Here is an 18,198-nt window from a genome sequence, read left to right as displayed (position 1 = left end):
AAAATTAGTAAAGGTATTGTTTTCGTCGGTGTGCGGTCGCTCAGTCATTTCTATGCGAGGCATCCTTATAGCTGTATGTTTTATTAAATCCAATCTCACATTTCGATTATTTGAAGCTTTATCAAAAAATAGAATTTGCGAGAAACCTTTGTTCCTGCATCGTTAAGTTATTTTATTGGAACAACGTACTCTTAAGTTGCTTTTGTATGTTAGAATCTTTAGTGAATATTGGAAATCAGTTTGGAGCTTATTGTAATGATTTCCCGAAACAGTCTTCGGACAAGTTTATCTATACAACGATGGTCATTAATGTGATTATTTGTTTCAGTGATATCTATTTACCAAGTTCGAGAGTGGGTGTTCACGCACTCGCAGAAGAAATGAAATTCTTAGTAAACTACTGGGAAGCCCTGATCCTGTGTGAGCAGAGGCTTCTTTTTCGGTTTTTTCTTTAGATGGAATGAAACGGTAAGTGAATTGCAGATTCTATAAATTGAGAGTTGGTGCGGTTATATGAGATTTATAAAGTGGATTGTCTTATTTCTTTTTGTCCTGCTATTGCCGCTTGCCATATGGCTATGGGAAGAACGGCATGCACAAAATTTGGATATTGTTATTCTGGATAAGACCGTTCCGAACGGGGATTTGCGTGAACATAAAGGTCTGACATGGTTGCTTAACCATACCCATATTAATAAAACGAATGGAGATTCCTATAGTGAAAAGGAAGACTATGCTGGAGTGACCTTTGATGGCAAAAGTGAAAGTGTACGTGGATTGCCTGAGGATTTAAGTTCTGCTGATATGATTTACGTCGCAGACACTTATGGAATCTATGAATCAGAGCAAGAGAAACTGAGTGATAAAATCGAGGGAGGCTTAAGCTCTGGTGAGTGGACGTCAATTCATCAGGCTGTTGATCAAAACGATGTGCCATTGATCATGGAGTTTAATTCAATCTCATCACCGACGGAACCTTTAGTGCGGAAGGAAGTATCTAAATATTTAGGGTTTGAGCAAAAAGGGTGGACTGGCCGCTACTTTAAAGAATTGTCCAATGACAACGGGGAAATACCACAATGGCTAGTTGACTCCTATGAAGCGGCTGGCAATCAAAAGTGGTCATTTGCAGGAGAAGGCCTTGTGTTCATTGAAGAGAATACAGAAATGGTCCGTGTATTGTCACTTGAAAATGGCGATGTCGATGAAGCATCCATTAACTTGACGTTTACACAAAATGGCGAGAAGAAATTTAATTTGGACGGAGAATCTCCATACAGGTATTGGTTTGATATAACCGAAGCTGTGGATGAAAATAATGTATTGGCTTATTTCGAACTCCCTGTAAATAAACAGGGACAAGCATTGCTTGACGAATGGGGAATTCCATCCCGTTTTCCGGCAGTAATTGAAAAGAAACAGGATGCGACAAGTTCGTACTATTTTGCAGGTGATTTCGTAGACACGAATGATATTCCTTCAATCTATCAATATAGTGGAATAACAAAAGTAAAAGAATGGTTTACCTTCGATTTTGTTTACCCTGAACAAAGCTTCTTTTGGAAAACATACGTCCCAATGATGAAAGTGCTTTTGGAAGATGTGAAAGACGTTGGTAGCAAAGACAAACAGTTGATACATAAACCTTCTGTTCTTCAAAATGAACTTGGTCTGAATTACTCAGCCAAAGTAAATGGCGATCGTTTTGACGTATATACAAATGGGGAATGGAAGACATTAACGGTTAAAGGCGTCAATATCGGAATGGGGAAACCGGGAACTTTCCCTGGGGAAGCAGCTATTACAAAAGGTGAGTATGCAAGATGGTTTAAACAAATTGGAGAAATGAATGCCAATACCATACGAATTTACACGCTTCATCCCCCTGCTTTTTATGAAGCATTGAAGGAATACAATGAATCTCATGAAAAGCCGCTCTATGTATTTCATGGGGTATGGATTGATGAAGCACCTTTGGAAGAAACACTCGATGCATTTACACCGGAAATCACGGATCGTTTCCAAAAAGAATTCCAGAAAATTACTGATGTGATTCATGGAAATGCCAAAGTTGCAAAAGAACCTGGCCATGCTTATGGGACTTATAAAGCCGATATTTCGCCGTATGTGATTGGGTGGATGATTGGGATTGAATGGTACCCATTCATGGTGGATAATATGGCAACGAAATACAAGGGAATGGACCAATATAATGGGGAATATATTCAAACAACCAATGCCGTTGGATTTGAATTGTGGATAGCCCAGCAAATGGATCAATTGACTGTGTATGAAGCGGAAACGTATAAATGGACGAGACCGATGAGCTTTACTAACTGGGTCTCGACCGACAATATAGAACAACCAGCTGAACCTTTGGAACAGGAGGATTTGGCAAGTGTCGATCCAAACCATATGCATTATAAAGAAAATCTTTCAATGCCAGGAATGTTTGCTTCCTATCACGTCTATCCATACTATCCAGATTTTTTGAATTTGGAGGAACGGTACACTGAGTATATTGACCACCGGGGAGAGAAAAATAACTATGCGGGTTATTTACATGATTTAAAAGCGTCCCATAAAATGCCTGTACTTATTGCAGAATTTGGACTTCCTGCATCACGTGGACTTACACATGTGAATCCATTTGGATGGAACCAAGGCTTTCATACCGAGCAAGAGCAAGGTAACTACCTTTCTAGTCTTTATGAGGATATTATTCAAGAAGGCATGATGGGTGGTCTTGTGTTTACTTGGCAAGATGAATGGTTTAAGAGAACGTGGAATACCATGGATTTAGACAACGCAGATCGCCGCCCATTTTGGTCAAATGCACAAACGAATGAACAGAATTTTGGTCTCCTGAATTTTGATCGTATGCTCATAAAAACAGATGGCGATATAGAGGATTGGGCAGATGCAGACCCGATGTACCAGTCTGGAAAAGGGCCGATTACTGCACTTTATGCCACTAGTGATGAACGTTTTCTATATGTGAGGATTGACGGCAAACCTGGGACGGATTGGCTGAAAAACACCAAACCGCAATTGCTGTTTGACGTTAGTCCTGGCAGTGGAAATGATCGTGTAGATGAATTGGGAGATGTAACTTTTAATCAGCCATTTGCTGATTTCTGGTTATCTATCCAGTCCACAGAAGAGGCAAGAATGAAAGTAGATGCTTACTACGACGTTTTCTACTATCAATACGGAATTGAACTAAATATGATGGATTCAGCAACAACAAAACCTACTAAAAACAGTGGTTTGTTCAATGAAATCCGCTTGCCGCTTAATAAAGGCATTACAAGACCGGATACAGGAGAGTCGTTCCCGTTTTCTTCATATGAGACTGGGAAAATGCGTTTTGGAAATTCCAATCCTGATTCACCGGATTATGACTCCTTAGCAGATTATTATGTCGATCCATCAACAGGTGTGATGGAAATTCGCATACCGTGGCTATTGTTGAATATTAAAGATCCTAGTTCCAAAGAAGTTTTTGGTGATGTATACGTCGATGGCATGGATGCCAAGCAGCAAATCGATGATATTGGAATCGCCCTTGGAGTGACGGACAATCAGGGTCAAGTAATCCAGACTTTCCCTTCAAGCACCTCAACTAGCATTAGTGTCGATGAAGTGTCTCGCTATCGGTGGGAAGCATGGGAGCTACCTTATTCAAGCGAGCGTTTGAAACAATCATATCTAATCCTACAAGAAACATTCAGCAAAACACCATAAAGAAAAGAGGTTGTGCAGCGTATGCACAACCTCTTTTTAATCTGTAGATATACCTTTTCGCTGCATTTGTCCCCATTCTGCTTTTTTGGTGAAAAAGACAATTAAACCTTCAATACGCCAAATAACCATAATTGGACGGTACCAGAAACTCTCGGTTAGTGACCAAAAGAACAGCTTCACCAAATGAGAGACTTTCGGATATTTATGCATAGTCATCTCTTCCATTAGGACAGCAAGCGATGAAATAAAGGAGCCGTACATGACCGTTACCAGGAATAGGGTGAAGACTACTGCAGGGTCGAGGAAGTCAAATAACAACCCAAAAATAATCAGTAAATATCCTATGAATTCGAACGCTGCTCCAAGCAATTCCACAAATAAGAAATAAGGAAATGTGACAAAGCCAATGGTACCAAACCTTGGATTAAAGAACATTTTTCGATGTTTATAAAGCGTTTCAGCTAAACCTGTTTGCCATCGAACACGCTGCGACCGTAAATCATTGAAAGACTCAGGGGCTTCTGTCCAGCAGACAGGATCCGGTATATATTCAATCCGGTCTGCCAGTTTTTCCTCACGAATCATTCGCTGGAGCCTGACGATCAATTCCATATCTTCTCCAACAGTACCTTCTTGGTAGCCGCCAATATGTATCACCTTGTCCTTACGAAAAACTCCGAATGCCCCCGAGATAATCAATAGCTGATTGAATCTGCTGAATCCCAAACGCCCAATCAAAAACGCACGGAAATATTCTACAATTTGCATGATGACCAAAGGTTTACTGGAGAGCTCAATCACTTCTATTTTGCTTCTGGCTATCGTTGTGCCATTTGCAACACGGATGGATCCACCAACAGCAATAATTTTCCCATCTGCCGCAAGAACAGGTTTCATTGCTTTTAATAACGCATCCTGTTCCAATATGGAATCCCCGTCAATCGCACAAAAGAACGGGTAATTGGCTAAATTGATCCCACTGTTTAATGCATCTGCTTTACCGCCGTTTTCTTTGGAGATTACGACTAAATTAGGGAATATGGGAGATTTATACACTTTACGGATAGGATTAGTATCGATATGTTTTCGAATTGCATGATCCACCACTACCAATCCGTACTCAACTATCAATTTGGAAAGAGTTTGATCCTTGGAGCCATCATCCACCACAATGATTTCATATTGTGGGTATTGCAAAGTCAATAATGATCGGACGGTACTGATGACCCCAATCTCTTCATTATAAGCAGGAACAATTATGGAAACGGGTATCGTACTTTCACTAATAGCCAAATCTTCCAGAGTCTCTTTTTTATCCAGTCTGCCTTCCCTTAACACTTTCCGTAAAGACAGTAGAAATAAGATAACATAGCTTAATGCCGTAAAAGACATATAAATGATAATCATTAGCGCAAAAAATTGAAACAACCTAATCCAAATATCAGACATAAGACGGAACCTCTCTATCTAGCTTTAAACACTGAGATGCCATATCTCTGGCATACGGATCAGGGTGGCTTTGTGAAAGTTCAAGCAGCTTGCTCTCACCAAACGTTTGCAATATAGCATCTGCTGTTGAATAGCGAACCCACCAAACAGGATCTCCAAGAAACTCACTAAGTTCACTTTCAAATTGTGGTAGGGTCAATGCGCCTACAATTTTTGCTGCAAACATCCGCTCTTCCCAAATTTCGGACTTAAAAAATGGTTCCAGAAACTTGGTGTCTGATAAGTAGCTCATCCTGAAAATTGCTTTCAATGCTTGAATGCGCATTTCCGGAAGTTCATGAAACAATTTTTCCTCAACGAGTTGCAAATATTCCAGTTTCTTCGAAAGCCCAAAATACATTAACAAAGAACTGACAGCTTTTGAACTACCATGAAGCGAAACATACTCAACTGCCTGTGGGATTGCATCGTCAGGAAAGCGAGTAAACGCTGATAGAAAAACTGTTTCAGTCGCTGATTGATCTTTTTCTAAATACGCTAAAATGGACAGATCGCCTATGGCTGCCAAGGTACGTATCAATTGCTGCTTTTCTTCGTCATGAATTTTGATTTCTTCCAGTCTTCGTTTAAGAATGGGCTGTAAAGATTCCATTCGAAAATTTTCTATATAATATAGTGCATTTACACGAGCCGGCCAAGCCCCAGTATTCAGTACTCTTTTATAGTATGAACTTAAATAGTATGTAGCGCTCTCGCGGATCTTGTGCTGCAATCCTTCATCTGTTGTAATCGCCATACTATCACTGAACAATTTCTCTGCAACACGATACTCTTCAGGTGGAAGAGGGATATATACATCTTGATCATTATATAAATACTGAATAAACAAAGGCATGCTTTCTTTGTAAATATGGTCTTCATGCATCTCTCGCTTGCTTTTTTTCATTTTCTTGATTACTAAAAATAACAGCAGTAGCAGCTGTGAAAGAGCCAAAACAAAAAATAGAATGATAAAAAAAGTAAGTAGGATATTCATAGGAATAACCTATTGACAAGACGCTGGATACGGGCCAATACCTCTTGTGGATGAAAAGGTTTCAGCATGTAGTCATCTGCGCCCGAATTGAGGGCGTGCAAAATATCTTGGTTATTTTTTCTGTCAGTCAACATAGCAATTAGCACACGTTCGGATTGCACTTTTTTCTTCACAATGTGCAGGACTTCTAACCCGTCCATTTTGGGCATTACACCATCTAGCAGGACAACGTGATAATCCTGTGGTGTATACCAATTTGATTCCGTAAACTCAAAGCCGTCATTGTAGCAGTGGACACTAATCTCAAAAGTATCCGATTGCCATGCAGAGAACTGCCTTTCAAGTAATGCTCGAACCATCGCATCATCATCAACAATATGTATCATTAAGCGGCTAGCGAGGGAACTGGCAAACGAATTTTCATCATACACATGGATGGAATTTCTGCCTGCTTTTTTGGCTTGTTGTAAAGCACGGTCAGCCTGCTTCAGCAAAGTTCCGTCGATATGAGTGGAAGGAAACCATTCCGATATCCCAGCTGAAAAGGTGATATTCCAAAGTTCTCGCATCTGTTCAGCGATATCTTCTACGATATTTGCAGCAACAAGAGCTGGTTTATGGCGAATCAATAAGACAAATTCATCACTACCAAAACGGAATACGTCTGTCTTTGAACGTAGGGTCTGTTGGGCAATCTGGACAAAAAATTGTAGCACTTCATTTCCTTTTTGCTGGCCATAAATATTATTGAAATCTTTAAATAAGTCGAAGTCAATGAGAGCAATTGAAAAAGATTCATTGGATATTTTGTAGCGATTATAAAGAGAAGACTTGGTTATATAAAATTGTTTCCTGTTGTATGCACCAGTTAATTCGTCAACGAGTAATTTATTCGTAATCGACTTTCTAAAAGCCACGCGGTTTAATACAAAGGGAATGAAAATATCCAAATCAATCGGTTTTCTGATAAAATCTATTGCCCCTAGTTCATATGCGCGTATTCGATTTTCTTTTAATTGATTGGAAGAGATAATCGCGGTTGGTATAGATCGATCTCGTGAAATATCTTTGATTTCCAGCAATACATCAAATCCACTTTTATCGGGCAGGTTTGCTTCAATAAGCACGAAATCTGGATTGACGGTATGGAAATATTCAATTCCTTTTGAAGCGGTCGTTGCAATTAAAACAGAAATAGAATGTCGGTCAAAGGAATCTTTCATGTCCATGACAAAATCAATATTTGGGTCAATAAGTAAAATTAACACCTCATCCCGAGGTTGAGATTTAGATTCATTAAATGGAATGTGTTGATCCATATTGTGCACCTCCAAACTTTGAATGTTAATTATAACAAAATAGAGTAAATAGAAATACATGTTAGTATGGCTCAGGAAATCTATTAAATCGTTAAGTAGCAGTCTGTGCTGTCTTTGGTGATAACGATAGCATAATGGAAATATATATATCATTTATCTTTTGATAGAAGAAATGGTAACAACATATGCTAATAGGTTAAGTACTAGATTTTTAGATTGGTTGACAGATAATTTATGTTGTTGTAGACTGTTGATGTTGTTGAAAGACTGATTAATACAATTGAATACAACCTCACTTATATGGTGAGGTAGAGGCGCGATATTTAACAGTCCTTAGAGGAGTTTGAGAAAGCTTTGATTTTAGGGAGAAGGAAATGTCGCCGAAGTGAGTAATATTTCTCGGTATTACTTGCTGGGTCTGTAGTTAAGAACTGCAGGACTGTCTCAATAAACATCCCGGTTTATTGAGTGTGCTATCTCATTTGGGAAAAGTAGAGGATTTAGGGCAACTATACATATTGCGACCTGAGTTCATCTCAGGTCTTTTTTTTGTGGAGTTGGCCTTTTTAGTCTATAAAGACGATTTAAAACATATATCAAACAAAAGGGGAGAACTAGTCATGAGAAAAAAATCAGCCATATTTTTAACGATATTCCTTTCTACCATTTTGCTTTTAACAGCTTGTGGGACAAGCAGTTCAGAGAAAACAGGTTCATCAGAAAAGAAAGATCCATTCATAGTAGGTATGGAAGCAGGATATGCGCCATTCAACTGGACTCAAATGGATGATGCAAATGGCGGAGTGAGAATTGACGGAAATGCTGAATACGCAGGAGGCTATGACGTTGAAATTGCAAAACGAATCGCTGACAAGCTAGGTAAAGAATTGGTCATTGTCAAAACGGAATGGGACGGTCTTGTTCCAGCATTGGTTTCTGGTAAGATCGATGCCATCATTGCTGGCATGTCACCAACAGCTGAACGCAAAGAGTCAATCGATTTTTCGGACAACTACTATACTTCAGAATTGGTCATGGTTGTTAAAAAGGGCGGGAAATATGAGGGCGCCGCTTCGATCCATGATTTCAAAGGAGCAAAAGTAACGGCACAATTAAATACATTCCATTACTCCGTGATTGATCAAATCAAAGGTGTGAAAAAGCAGACTGCTATGGATAACTTCCCGGCGATGCGTGTAGCACTTGAATCAGGAATGATTGATGGATATGTATCGGAACGCCCAGAAGGAATCAGTGCTTCCGCAGCTAACGACAACTTCGCTATGGTTGAATTTACAGATGGTTTCGAGACTTCTGTAGAAGACACGACAACTGCAGTCGGATTGCAAAAAGGCAGTGACTTGACAGAAAAAATTAATGAAGCACTTGCAGAGATTTCAGATGAAGAACGCCAGGAAATCATGGATAACGCAATTAAAAATCAACCGGCAGCACAATAAGTAACAACGTGATACCGGCTGCAATAGCAGCCGGTTTTACGTTTTCCAAGGAGGACAAAAATGAGTACTGAGTGGATTATGACGATTTTATCTAATAACTGGCCGATGTTCATTCGTGGAGCAGGTATGACACTCTTGATTTCCATTATCGGGACAATTCTTGGGGCAATCATTGGATTGCTGATTGGTGTCATCAAAACGATTCCAATGCCTGAACGAGGGGCTAAAAAATGGCTATTAAAAATTATTAATACAATTTTATCTGTGTATGTTGAGTTTTTCCGCGGCACGCCAATGATCGTGCAAGCCATGGTTATCTTTTATGGATCGGCCCTGGCATTTGGCATCAGCATGGACGTATTGTCTGCGGCCATCTTCATCGTATCGATCAATACAGGAGCGTACATGGCAGAGATCGTCCGTGGGGGAATAGTGTCCGTTGATAAAGGCCAATTCGAAGCATCTCAGGCAATCGGCATGAATCATTTCCAGACGATGATCCATGTCGTCCTGCCGCAAGTCATTCGCAACATTTTGCCGGCAACAGGCAATCAATTTGTCATCAATATTAAAGATACGGCTGTACTTAACGTCATTGGCGTTACCGAGTTGTTTTTCCAAACGAAATCAGTGGCCGGAAATAACTTCAGGTATTTTGAATCGTTCTTTGTTGCCTGTGTCCTGTATTTCATCATGACATTCACCGTCACATTAATCCTTCGATATGTGGAACGGAAACTGGATGGACCTAAAAATTACAGCATGATCGGAATGCCGGAAAATGTACTTGGTACAACAAAAAACGGTAACCGATAAGAAAGGAGAAGTTCACATGGAAGCAGTTATTGATATACAGCATCTAAGCAAATCTTTTGGATCCCATGAAGTATTGCGCGACATTGACTTCTCGGTAAATAAAGGGGAAGTGGTCTGTGTCATTGGTTCTTCGGGATCAGGAAAGTCCACTCTTCTGCGCTGCATTAATCTATTGGAAAAACCGAGCGGCGGACAAATCATTTATAATAATGAAAACATTTTGGGTAACAAGCATGATATCCATGCTTACCGAACAAAACTCGGAATGGTCTTCCAGCAATTCAACTTATTCAACAATCATAATGTCCTCAACAATTGCGTCATTGGACAAGTAAAAGTTTTGAAGCGCTCAAAGGAAGAAGCGGAGAAAATTGCGATAAAATATCTGAAAGTTGTTGGAATGGACCGATATATCAACGCGAAACCAAGCCACTTGTCAGGTGGACAAAAACAGCGTGTAGCAATTGCACGTGCACTGTCAATGGAACCAGACGTCATGCTGTTTGATGAACCAACATCAGCACTAGATCCTGAGATGGTAGGAGAAGTTCTTAAAGTCATGAAAGAACTTGCTGAAACAGGTCTTACCATGCTAATCGTCACGCATGAGATGGAATTTGCAAAGGAAGTTTCAGACCGTGTCGTATTTATGGACAAAGGTGTTATTTGTGAAGTGGGAAGTCCAGAGCAAATTTTCAATAATCCAACGCAAGAACGTACAAAAGAATTCTTAAAACGAACATTAAAAAAGATGTAAATTAATCTTTTCTAAATCATAATTACATGACAAAAAAGGGATATCCGATTACTGGATGTCCCTTTTCTTATTGTCTCTCAAATGCAGCAAATCTATGATTTTTATCGTTGAATATATTAAATGAGTTTGATTTTGATGTTGCGCTTAATGTGAAAGATCACGATTTGATTGAGGCTTTTATATTTATTTTCAAATAAAAATCATAGCTATTTCTTTTTTGGACATCTTATTAGAAAGAAAATGTTGTATGAGGTGATATCTATGATTATTGAAAGGTCGTCTAAGTGGAAAGAAGGCTTCATTAATCGATTGGAAAATCGTGAAGCTTGGGATAACTGGACGCTATATAAGATGAGTTATGACGTAGTAAAGTCGAACTTGATTACCGAATTTACCGGTCTTCAATCTCCTAAATATTTACCTAACCTGACACCATTGAAGCATCAACTCGAAGTCGCGGAAACCGTGATAGAACGCATGAATGGTAAAGCAATTCTCGCAGATGAAGTGGGGCTTGGCAAAACCATTGAAGCCGGTTTAATTATGAAAGAGTACCTCATCAGGGGACTTGTGAAAAAAGCGTTAATATTGGCTCCAGCTTCTTTAATCAATCAATGGGTGCAAGAGTTGAACCACAAATTTTATATTCCAGCCATTGCTTATCGAAAGAACTATGGTTTAGATCATTACAGTGTCGTCGTCATGAGCATGGATATGGCTAAAAGGAGCCCACATAAAGAACATATCTATGAGCAGGACTATGACTTAATCATCATTGATGAAGCACACAAATTAAAGAATCATAAAACAAAAAACTATGAGTTTGTTCAAGATTTAAAGAAGAAGTTTTGTTTGTTACTGACGGCCACGCCCATTCAAAACAATCTATTTGAATTATTTCATTTAATCTCCTTGCTGAAACCTGGACATCTCGGTGATTATGAGACGTTTCAAGCAGCGTTTTCCGCAAGTAAACATAGCTGGGAAAATGATGACTTCTTAAAAGAATTAGTGAATCAAGTGATGGTCAGAAACCGAAGACAGGACACAGGAATTGAATGGACCAACCGACGTGTTCAAACCATTCCGATTCAGTTTACCCCACAAGAAAAAGAAGTCTATGAAATGATTTTGGAACTGAAGAATATATCCCCTGAATTTTCGAGTGCATTCACGATGATTACACTGCAAAAGGAAATGTGCAGCAGTAAGGAAGCTACGTATTTGACCTTAAACGAGATGCGTCAAAAATGCACCGATTCAAAGGCGGTTCTTTATATAGAAGAAATCATTGAAAAGTTGGTGACGCTCGAAGTCAATGCAAAAGCTGAAAAAGCTTATGACATTATTACCGAGGCAAATGATAAAGTCATCTTATTTACCGAATACCGAGCCAGTCAAGCATATTTACAATGGTATTTACATTCTAAAGGAATCACAAGTGTCATCTTTAATGGGAAGTTCAAGGCGAGTAAACGAGACTGGATGAAGCAATTGTTTAAAGACCACGCACAGGTGCTGATTGCGACTGAATCTGGTGGAGAAGGGATTAACCTGCAGTTCTGCCACCATGTCATCAACTACGATTTACCTTGGAATCCGATGAAATTGGAACAGCGCATCGGACGTGTTCACCGGTTAGGTCAGGAACATGATGTTCATATTTACAACTTGGCAATTGAACAAACCATTGAGAAAGATATCTTAGAGTTGCTCCATGTCAAAATCGATGTATTTGAGAAGGCAGTGGGTGAGCTAGACAGTATTTTATCCACATATAAACAATCCATTTGATTAGAGACATCTAGAGGAGGAATCATATGTATCCACAACAAATCCACGAATATTTAGTGAGGTTTTTTAAAGAAAACAATTGCCAGATCGTCAAAGAACATGACCACTACATCACTGTCCAATTAACCATCGATATGGACAAAAAAATCATGAACCGCCCATATTATTGGCAATATGTCGAAAATACAAACATTGTTCCGAGCCCGGCTCAAATAACGTTAATTACGGATCAAAACAAATTGGAGGAAGACATCAAAGGGGAAGTTGTGCACTTTGGTTCTCCATGGCTCAATCATATATTTCAAGCAACCAATGATCTGGGTTCATTTGTCCACATGTATGAACGGGTATCCGGTAATCCTGGTTCCCAACCCATATTAACTCCATGGTTAGGCGTGAACTATAAAGTATCGTATTTCAGCGATCAGACGAAGGAAATACTGTACTCTTTAGGTATTAATTTGATGACAGGGGAAATGAAACATAGTTTTCAGGAAGAGATAAGTGAACTGGATTTGGATTCCACTATGCCAAAAAATGCCTTTGATTTAATGTATATTATTAAACCAATACGAGGACTAGAGCGATTGGATGCTGCAATCGAAAGCCTTATCCAGCATGACGACCACACATGGGCGGATGAAGCCAAAAGCAGATGGCAAAAAGATCGGCAAGTGCTGGAACACTTTTATGAAGCGATGGATAACAAACCGGAGTGTTACGAGATGGAGAAAAAAGCAATGGATGAGCAGTACCAAACGAGAATTAACATCGACGTAGTAAATGGTGGATTATTCTATATGCAATCATAAATGCTGGAATCTAACTCTATGTTATTTCCCAAGACGTTTTCAAAAAGTAAATGGACTTAATACAAAAAAGGCAGAGTTGTTTAACCCGTTCAGTTATCTGGTACAAAATTTATATTAAACATACAAAAAGAGCCCAAATTCGCATTGAATTGGGCTCTTTTAAAATGCCTATATAACAGGCTTTATTAATGATTAAAACTTATTCTTAAACAAAGCACCCGTTAGTTGAAGAAATTTATTGTAGAGTTGAACAAAACTGTTGATTAAGAAATCTTTTCTTCTCGTTCTTTTATATTCATATAGAGAAGAATACTGCCCCAGAAAATTGCACCAATTGTACTGGTAATAACTCTCAACAACCGAGTTTCATCAAAACCAAAAAGCAAATGTCCTAAAGTATATAAAGCTGATAGAACAATAAACCATCGAAGTAATATTTTTTTCATTGCTAGTAACTCCTTATTTCAAACAAAAAATGCCGTACTTATGTAAATTTACCTCGGTCTGCTTTCATAAGGAAGATAGATTAAATTAACACAATCGTTAATCAACGATTCTACTCTTTGAACTAACCTGCGCCGTTAGTCTAATAAATACAAAATCTCAATACCTAATAAATATGTAAAAGGAATTAAAATTAAATGGGCAAAAAATACCATCCAAGTCTGTTTGTTATTTCTTCTGAATTTCATTTTTCTTTTAAAAATGAAATTCAAAACAATAGTACCCACAATTGTTACGAAAATAGAAAAAATATACCATACCATATCTGTTGTTTTTTCAGAAATTTGAGGGCTCTCTGTTGCAAAAGTCAGCATTAAGAGTAAAGGAATGCTACATGGGTAAACAAGAAAGTAAGATTAAGGTAAATATTTTTTTGTTGCTTTGGAATTCATTTAAGTATTTCCTCCATATTAATCAGGTTATAGTTAAACAATTGTGTCTGATGTAATTATAATAAACTTGGTACTAATAATTTCTATAATATTATTAGTACCTTATTTAACCTAAACCTCCCCGTTAGCCATCCATGCAGCAAAAAACGCTGCACCACAGATCAAGAACTAAATATCACTTATTTGACTTGACTTCCAATCAAAATGTCTTTTAACTGGTCAACACTTTTGACAATATAAGTAGGGTTAGAATGACTTAGTTCTTCATATGAACCATATCCATAAGTTACTCCAATAGAGTCAATACCGTTGTTATTTGCCCCAATGATATCATGCTTCTTGTCACCAATCATAATAAAATCATCTAGCTTATGCCCATTGTACATATCGAGTATGTATTGAATAATCTCTGTTTTTGCTGTTCTTGTTCCATCAAGATTACTTCCGACAACAAGGTCAAAATATTGGTCAATATTAAAATGAATTAGTATTTGTTCAGAAAATATAGTAGGCTTTGATGTTGCAACAACTAAAGTGAAATTTAGGTCTTTCAATGATTTCAATAGTAACGATATATTTGAATATAACTCATTTTCAAACATCCCCATCTCTCTAAACCTTTCTCTATAAAAACCAATTGCTTTTTGCGTATTTTCCTCATCGAAATTGTAGTATTCAGCAAAAGAATCTTGAAGTGGTGGACCAATGAAACATTCAAGTTTATCAATATCAGACTCAATAATGTGCATTTTCTGCAATGCATATTGAACAGACTTTGTTATACCTACTTTAGGGTCTGAAAGCGTTCCGTCTAAATCAAATAAAATTATTTTGTATTTGTCCATATTAAACTCCCCTTTGTATCAAATTCCAACTTAACTCATAAGAATCTTTAAAAAAATCAAGCACTTGTTGAACTACCCTGCCCTGTTAGTTAAGTAAGAAAAAGGCTTCACTCCTAATTGAAGTAAAGCCCCGTTAGCACAATAAGAAAGGATCAAAGAATGATCCTTTCTTATTGAAACATTCTATCGACCTATCTCTCGGTTAAATTTTTTATAACTGCCATTTCCTTACCGAACCTATCACCATTATCAATAAATCCCAAACTCGAGTATAAATTATGTGCTCCCAAATTTTCAGGGTGATAGCCTACAACAATTTTTTGGGCGTTCGGTAATTTAGCCATCTCTGAAATCATTAACTTAGTTGCAGCTTTACCTATCCCCTTGCCTTGGAATTCCTTATCCACCATTATTCTATAAACCCAATAAGCATCAAGTTCTTCTTGAACAGAATTGTACATCAAAAAGCCAACTACTTTTTCTTCAGCGTAAATAGCATATGGCTTTAATGTAGGCTCAAACTTTGACTGAGCTATTGATATAGCATTGGGCTCAATGTATTCTTTTTGTTCTGTTGATACCTCTAATTCACAACAGCCGTACCAGTTTTCTGCATTTAATTCTACGATTTTTACATTTTCTGTACTCATAATTTTCCCCTTTCAAAATTCGGGGCAACGCTAAACAACTTTGTTAATTAGTCGTTATCCCCTTGTAGTCATTAATAATAAAAATTCTTTTGTTTGTCATAATGAACGCCTCCTCTAACGACTATTTCCTAAAAATTATATCAATGAATTTTTAGACTTTTTAATTATACTATTTTTTCCCATCTATTCTTATAATATTTTACATTCTTCTTGAACTAACCGGCCCCGTTAGTCAACCAAATAGCTTAATAATAAATCTTTCAAGGCTCGGCCTTTAAAGTTTTTACTGGGTCTGCTTTAATTTGCTAATCAATATATCTATTTATTATATTTCCATATATTTGTTATAAATCTTTTTATTATTAAAATCGAGCAAAAAAAAGCACTGCTAAAAGCAATGCTAATTTGTATGTTTATATGACATTAATTGCATAGTTATTTAAACTTTTGTACCAGAAAACTGAACGGATTAAGAGTTGTTTCCTCTGTCTTTTTTGTGTGGAAGAAAAAGAACTTAATTAAGTCCGTTAAATAAACCAATTCAACTCGATTTCTAAGCGCAATGAATATTCATTTAAAAAGACTTCTTTAAATTCTTTATAGCCATCTTCACCTAAAATATGCGTAAAGTATTTTTTTACCGTGTTGTATTCACCAACGGAAACCCTTTGAACTGTAAATTCTTTAATAGGGTAGTGCTGCAAAGACCCGTTATCTACCAATGCAATATATTTCTTATATGTTGCAAAAGTGTTGGTTGCGTAATGTTTCATTTCAACTTGTATGTCTACACGGGTTCCGCTTGCTTTTTTAAATTTAATTGTTACTTCACCCATATCATTCTTAAAAGTAGACTTCGTTCCATCAAACGTGTAATTAATCAATTTTTTAAACCTCCGCTAATTGTTCTTTTGCAATCCTTACTTTATCACAGGACAAGATAAAAGAGCTCACCCCCTTATAAACGCCATTTATTTCCAATGGGGAAGAAGGTGTTCGAACATTTAATGTGGAATAACTTCCATAACGAATATGAATGGGTAAACAAAATCGAACAAGTTGTAAATTACTGTTGCATGTAATTACTCATGAATTCCATCATAAGGGTAAGATTGTACGATGGCTCACCTGAGGAAATAGAAATTCCAAATACAAATGTGTTAGGCACGGAAGATAAGAGAAAAATATAAGTGATATTTCGTAGTATTGAAAACCTACTAAGTACGCAAGGCGATAGAAAAGGAGAAAAACAGATGACACTATTAAATAGATTGCGAAAAGGGGATAAAATCGGTATTTATTCACCTTCATCACCCATCACTTATTCTTCACCGAAACGCTTTCAACGGGCAAAAAGCTTTTTAGAATCTAAAGGTTTTGAGATTATTGAAGGAAATCTTACAGGAAAGCAAGATTATTACAGATCAGGGACCATCCAGGAGCGAGCCGACGAATTAAACGAACTTATTCGAAACCCGGAAATCATGATAGGGTATTCTGATGCTACCGCCATCTTGCTCGGTATCTATGCCCAAACAGGAATTCCAACATTCTATGGACCTGCTCTGGTGCCTTCTTTCGGAGAATTCGAACCATTTCTTGACCTTACATATGATTATTTCAAAGAGATGTTAATCGAAGAACAAAGTCTTCCTTATATTATCCCTACACCGTCAATTTGGACGGATGAACCTTTAAACTGGGAGGTTAAAACGGGTGATAAAGTACAGAGGGATAATGAATGGGTATGTGTGAATGAAGGTGTGGCGCATGGCCGATTAGTAGGTGGTAATTTAAATGCGATGTATGGCATTTGGGGAAGTCCATATGTCCCGGACATCCAGCAAGGGGATATTATCCTGTTAGAGGACACGATGAAAACGGCATCCGTCGTCGAAAAGAATTTCACTCTGCTCAAGCTGAATGGTGTATTTGAAAAAGTTTCCGGCATTCTATTGGGGAAACATGAATTATTTGATGATCAAGGTACTGGAAGAACTCCATATGATATTTTGCTCGAAGTGATGGGGAACAAGGACATTCCGATTCTTGCAGATTTTGATTGTTGCCACACGCATCCGATGCTGACTTTGCCTATTGGCATAAACGTGGAGCTGGATGCAACGAATAGAAAAGTGAAGATTATGGAGAAATGGATTAAGTAGATAAGTTAGCGTTGCTTTTCGTTCAATTCAAAATAGAGATGGAGGACTTAATAATGAAGCCTATTACTACACCTGACCTTTCAACAAGACCGTTCAATTTAGTGGTTGACCGCATAATGGATGCATCGCCCGATGTACTGTTCCAAGCGTGGACTACACAGATCGATCGTTGGTTCGCTGCACCAGGAAGCGTCATCATGCAGGGAGAAATCAACTCGTCCTTCTTCTTTGAGACTGCCTTTGACGGTCAACGTCATCCCCACTACGGAAGGTTTTTAAGGATTGAGCAAGACCGGCTTGTCGAAATTACTTGGGTTACTGGGGATGGAGGAACAAAGGGCGCGGAAACCGTTGTCACAATAGAGCTAGAGCCAAATGGAGATGGAACACAAATTCGTCTTACGCACGCAGGCTTTATAGATGATGAGTCAAGAAACGGACATAAAGATGCT

General features: G+C 38.0%; 15 protein-coding genes and 1 riboswitch (1 of these 16 running past the window's edge). Of the genes, 8 read left to right on the top strand and 7 right to left on the bottom strand.

The window, feature by feature from the left end; all coding sequences use genetic code 11:
• The first annotated feature begins 513 nt into the window (after nt 1–513).
• A complete protein-coding gene (locus MHH33_RS16820; protein WP_342542426.1) occupies nt 514–3,747 on the top strand; it encodes a hypothetical protein in 3,234 nt (1,077 codons plus the stop codon).
• Between the two features lie 36 nt (nt 3,748–3,783).
• On the opposite strand, the gene MHH33_RS16815 is transcribed toward MHH33_RS16820, so the two are convergent.
• Genes MHH33_RS16815 through MHH33_RS16805 form a run of 3 tightly spaced genes read right to left on the bottom strand, consistent with a single transcriptional unit; the run spans nt 3,784 to nt 7,551 of the window.
• Nucleotides 3,784–5,154, bottom strand: a complete 1,371-nt coding sequence (locus MHH33_RS16815) for a glycosyltransferase (RefSeq protein ID WP_342542425.1) — start codon at nt 5,152–5,154, stop codon at nt 3,784–3,786.
• Nucleotides 5,155–5,188: 34 nt separating this feature from the next.
• Nucleotides 5,189–6,232: a HEAT repeat domain-containing protein gene (locus MHH33_RS16810; protein ID WP_342542424.1), complete on the bottom strand. Its 1,044-nt coding sequence runs from the start codon at nt 6,230–6,232 to the stop codon at nt 5,189–5,191.
• A complete protein-coding gene (locus tag MHH33_RS16805) occupies nt 6,229–7,551 on the bottom strand; it encodes a response regulator (RefSeq protein ID WP_342542423.1) in 1,323 nt (440 codons plus the stop codon). Before MHH33_RS16805 ends, MHH33_RS16810 begins: the two co-directional genes overlap by 4 nt.
• A 301-nt stretch (nt 7,552–7,852) precedes the next feature.
• Nucleotides 7,853–8,035, top strand: a riboswitch (Lysine riboswitch).
• A gap of 136 nt (nt 8,036–8,171) precedes the next feature.
• Here MHH33_RS16805 and MHH33_RS16800 point away from each other — a divergent pair.
• From MHH33_RS16800 to MHH33_RS16780, 5 genes are all read left to right on the top strand, one after another.
• Nucleotides 8,172–9,011, top strand: coding sequence for a transporter substrate-binding domain-containing protein (locus tag MHH33_RS16800; protein WP_036659550.1), 840 nt, complete (start codon nt 8,172–8,174; stop codon nt 9,009–9,011).
• Nucleotides 9,012–9,071: 60 nt separating this feature from the next.
• Entirely contained in the window at nt 9,072–9,827 is a 756-nt protein-coding gene (locus tag MHH33_RS16795) for an amino acid ABC transporter permease (protein ID WP_342542422.1), read from the top strand.
• A gap of 16 nt (nt 9,828–9,843) precedes the next feature.
• A complete protein-coding gene (locus tag MHH33_RS16790) occupies nt 9,844–10,584 on the top strand; it encodes an amino acid ABC transporter ATP-binding protein (protein WP_342542421.1) in 741 nt (246 codons plus the stop codon).
• Between the two features lie 261 nt (nt 10,585–10,845).
• Nucleotides 10,846–12,378 (top strand): SNF2-related protein, encoded by a 1,533-nt coding sequence (locus MHH33_RS16785; protein WP_342542420.1) that lies wholly within the window; start codon nt 10,846–10,848, stop codon nt 12,376–12,378.
• 26 nt (nt 12,379–12,404) lie between these two features.
• Nucleotides 12,405–13,190 carry a YqhG family protein gene (locus MHH33_RS16780; RefSeq protein WP_342542419.1) on the top strand — a complete coding sequence of 262 codons (786 nt, stop codon included), beginning with the start codon at nt 12,405–12,407 and terminating at the stop codon, nt 13,188–13,190.
• 263 nt (nt 13,191–13,453) lie between these two features.
• On the opposite strand, the gene MHH33_RS16775 is transcribed toward MHH33_RS16780, so the two are convergent.
• From MHH33_RS16775 to MHH33_RS16760, 4 genes are all read right to left on the bottom strand, one after another.
• A complete protein-coding gene (locus tag MHH33_RS16775; protein ID WP_342542418.1) occupies nt 13,454–13,636 on the bottom strand; it encodes a hypothetical protein in 183 nt (60 codons plus the stop codon).
• Between the two features lie 629 nt (nt 13,637–14,265).
• Nucleotides 14,266–14,931, bottom strand: a complete 666-nt coding sequence (locus MHH33_RS16770) for an HAD hydrolase-like protein (protein ID WP_342542417.1) — start codon at nt 14,929–14,931, stop codon at nt 14,266–14,268.
• 191 nt (nt 14,932–15,122) lie between these two features.
• Nucleotides 15,123–15,581, bottom strand: a complete 459-nt coding sequence (locus tag MHH33_RS16765) for a GNAT family N-acetyltransferase (protein ID WP_342542416.1) — start codon at nt 15,579–15,581, stop codon at nt 15,123–15,125.
• 527 nt (nt 15,582–16,108) lie between these two features.
• Entirely contained in the window at nt 16,109–16,465 is a 357-nt protein-coding gene (locus tag MHH33_RS16760) for a hypothetical protein (protein ID WP_342542415.1), read from the bottom strand.
• A gap of 369 nt (nt 16,466–16,834) precedes the next feature.
• Between MHH33_RS16760 and MHH33_RS16755 the strand changes: the two genes are divergently transcribed.
• Nucleotides 16,835–17,746: a S66 peptidase family protein gene (locus MHH33_RS16755; protein WP_342542414.1), complete on the top strand. Its 912-nt coding sequence runs from the start codon at nt 16,835–16,837 to the stop codon at nt 17,744–17,746.
• 53 nt (nt 17,747–17,799) lie between these two features.
• A protein-coding gene (locus tag MHH33_RS16750; protein ID WP_342542413.1) for an SRPBCC domain-containing protein crosses the window boundary here: on the top strand, nt 17,800–18,198 show its 5' portion. Its footprint extends 51 nt past the window's final position; only the first 399 of its 450 coding nucleotides appear in the window; it begins with the start codon at nt 17,800–17,802; the stop codon falls past the right edge of the window.

This window comes from Paenisporosarcina sp. FSL H8-0542, from assembly GCF_038632915.1.
Classification (GTDB): domain Bacteria; phylum Bacillota; class Bacilli; order Bacillales_A; family Planococcaceae; genus Paenisporosarcina.
The sequence above is the reverse complement of the archived record's forward strand: the minus strand, read 5'-3'. Positions and strand labels throughout refer to the sequence as shown.

What these genes read in the sequence shown, in the direction of transcription:
- MHH33_RS16820 (WP_342542426.1), top strand. Translation starts at nt 514, where the DNA reads ATGAGATTTATAAAGTGGATTGTCTTATTTCTTTTTGTCCTGCTATTG.
- MHH33_RS16815 (WP_342542425.1), bottom strand. Translation starts at nt 5,154, where the DNA reads ATGATTATCATTTATATGTCTTTTACGGCATTAAGCTATGTTATCTTA.
- MHH33_RS16810 (WP_342542424.1), bottom strand. Translation starts at nt 6,232, where the DNA reads ATGAATATCCTACTTACTTTTTTTATCATTCTATTTTTTGTTTTGGCT.
- MHH33_RS16805 (WP_342542423.1), bottom strand. Translation starts at nt 7,551, where the DNA reads ATGGATCAACACATTCCATTTAATGAATCTAAATCTCAACCTCGGGAT.
- MHH33_RS16800 (WP_036659550.1), top strand. Translation starts at nt 8,172, where the DNA reads ATGAGAAAAAAATCAGCCATATTTTTAACGATATTCCTTTCTACCATT.
- MHH33_RS16795 (WP_342542422.1), top strand. Translation starts at nt 9,072, where the DNA reads ATGAGTACTGAGTGGATTATGACGATTTTATCTAATAACTGGCCGATG.
- MHH33_RS16790 (WP_342542421.1), top strand. Translation starts at nt 9,844, where the DNA reads ATGGAAGCAGTTATTGATATACAGCATCTAAGCAAATCTTTTGGATCC.
- MHH33_RS16785 (WP_342542420.1), top strand. Translation starts at nt 10,846, where the DNA reads ATGATTATTGAAAGGTCGTCTAAGTGGAAAGAAGGCTTCATTAATCGA.
- MHH33_RS16780 (WP_342542419.1), top strand. Translation starts at nt 12,405, where the DNA reads ATGTATCCACAACAAATCCACGAATATTTAGTGAGGTTTTTTAAAGAA.
- MHH33_RS16775 (WP_342542418.1), bottom strand. Translation starts at nt 13,636, where the DNA reads ATGAAAAAAATATTACTTCGATGGTTTATTGTTCTATCAGCTTTATAT.
- MHH33_RS16770 (WP_342542417.1), bottom strand. Translation starts at nt 14,931, where the DNA reads ATGGACAAATACAAAATAATTTTATTTGATTTAGACGGAACGCTTTCA.
- MHH33_RS16765 (WP_342542416.1), bottom strand. Translation starts at nt 15,581, where the DNA reads ATGAGTACAGAAAATGTAAAAATCGTAGAATTAAATGCAGAAAACTGG.
- MHH33_RS16755 (WP_342542414.1), top strand. Translation starts at nt 16,835, where the DNA reads ATGACACTATTAAATAGATTGCGAAAAGGGGATAAAATCGGTATTTAT.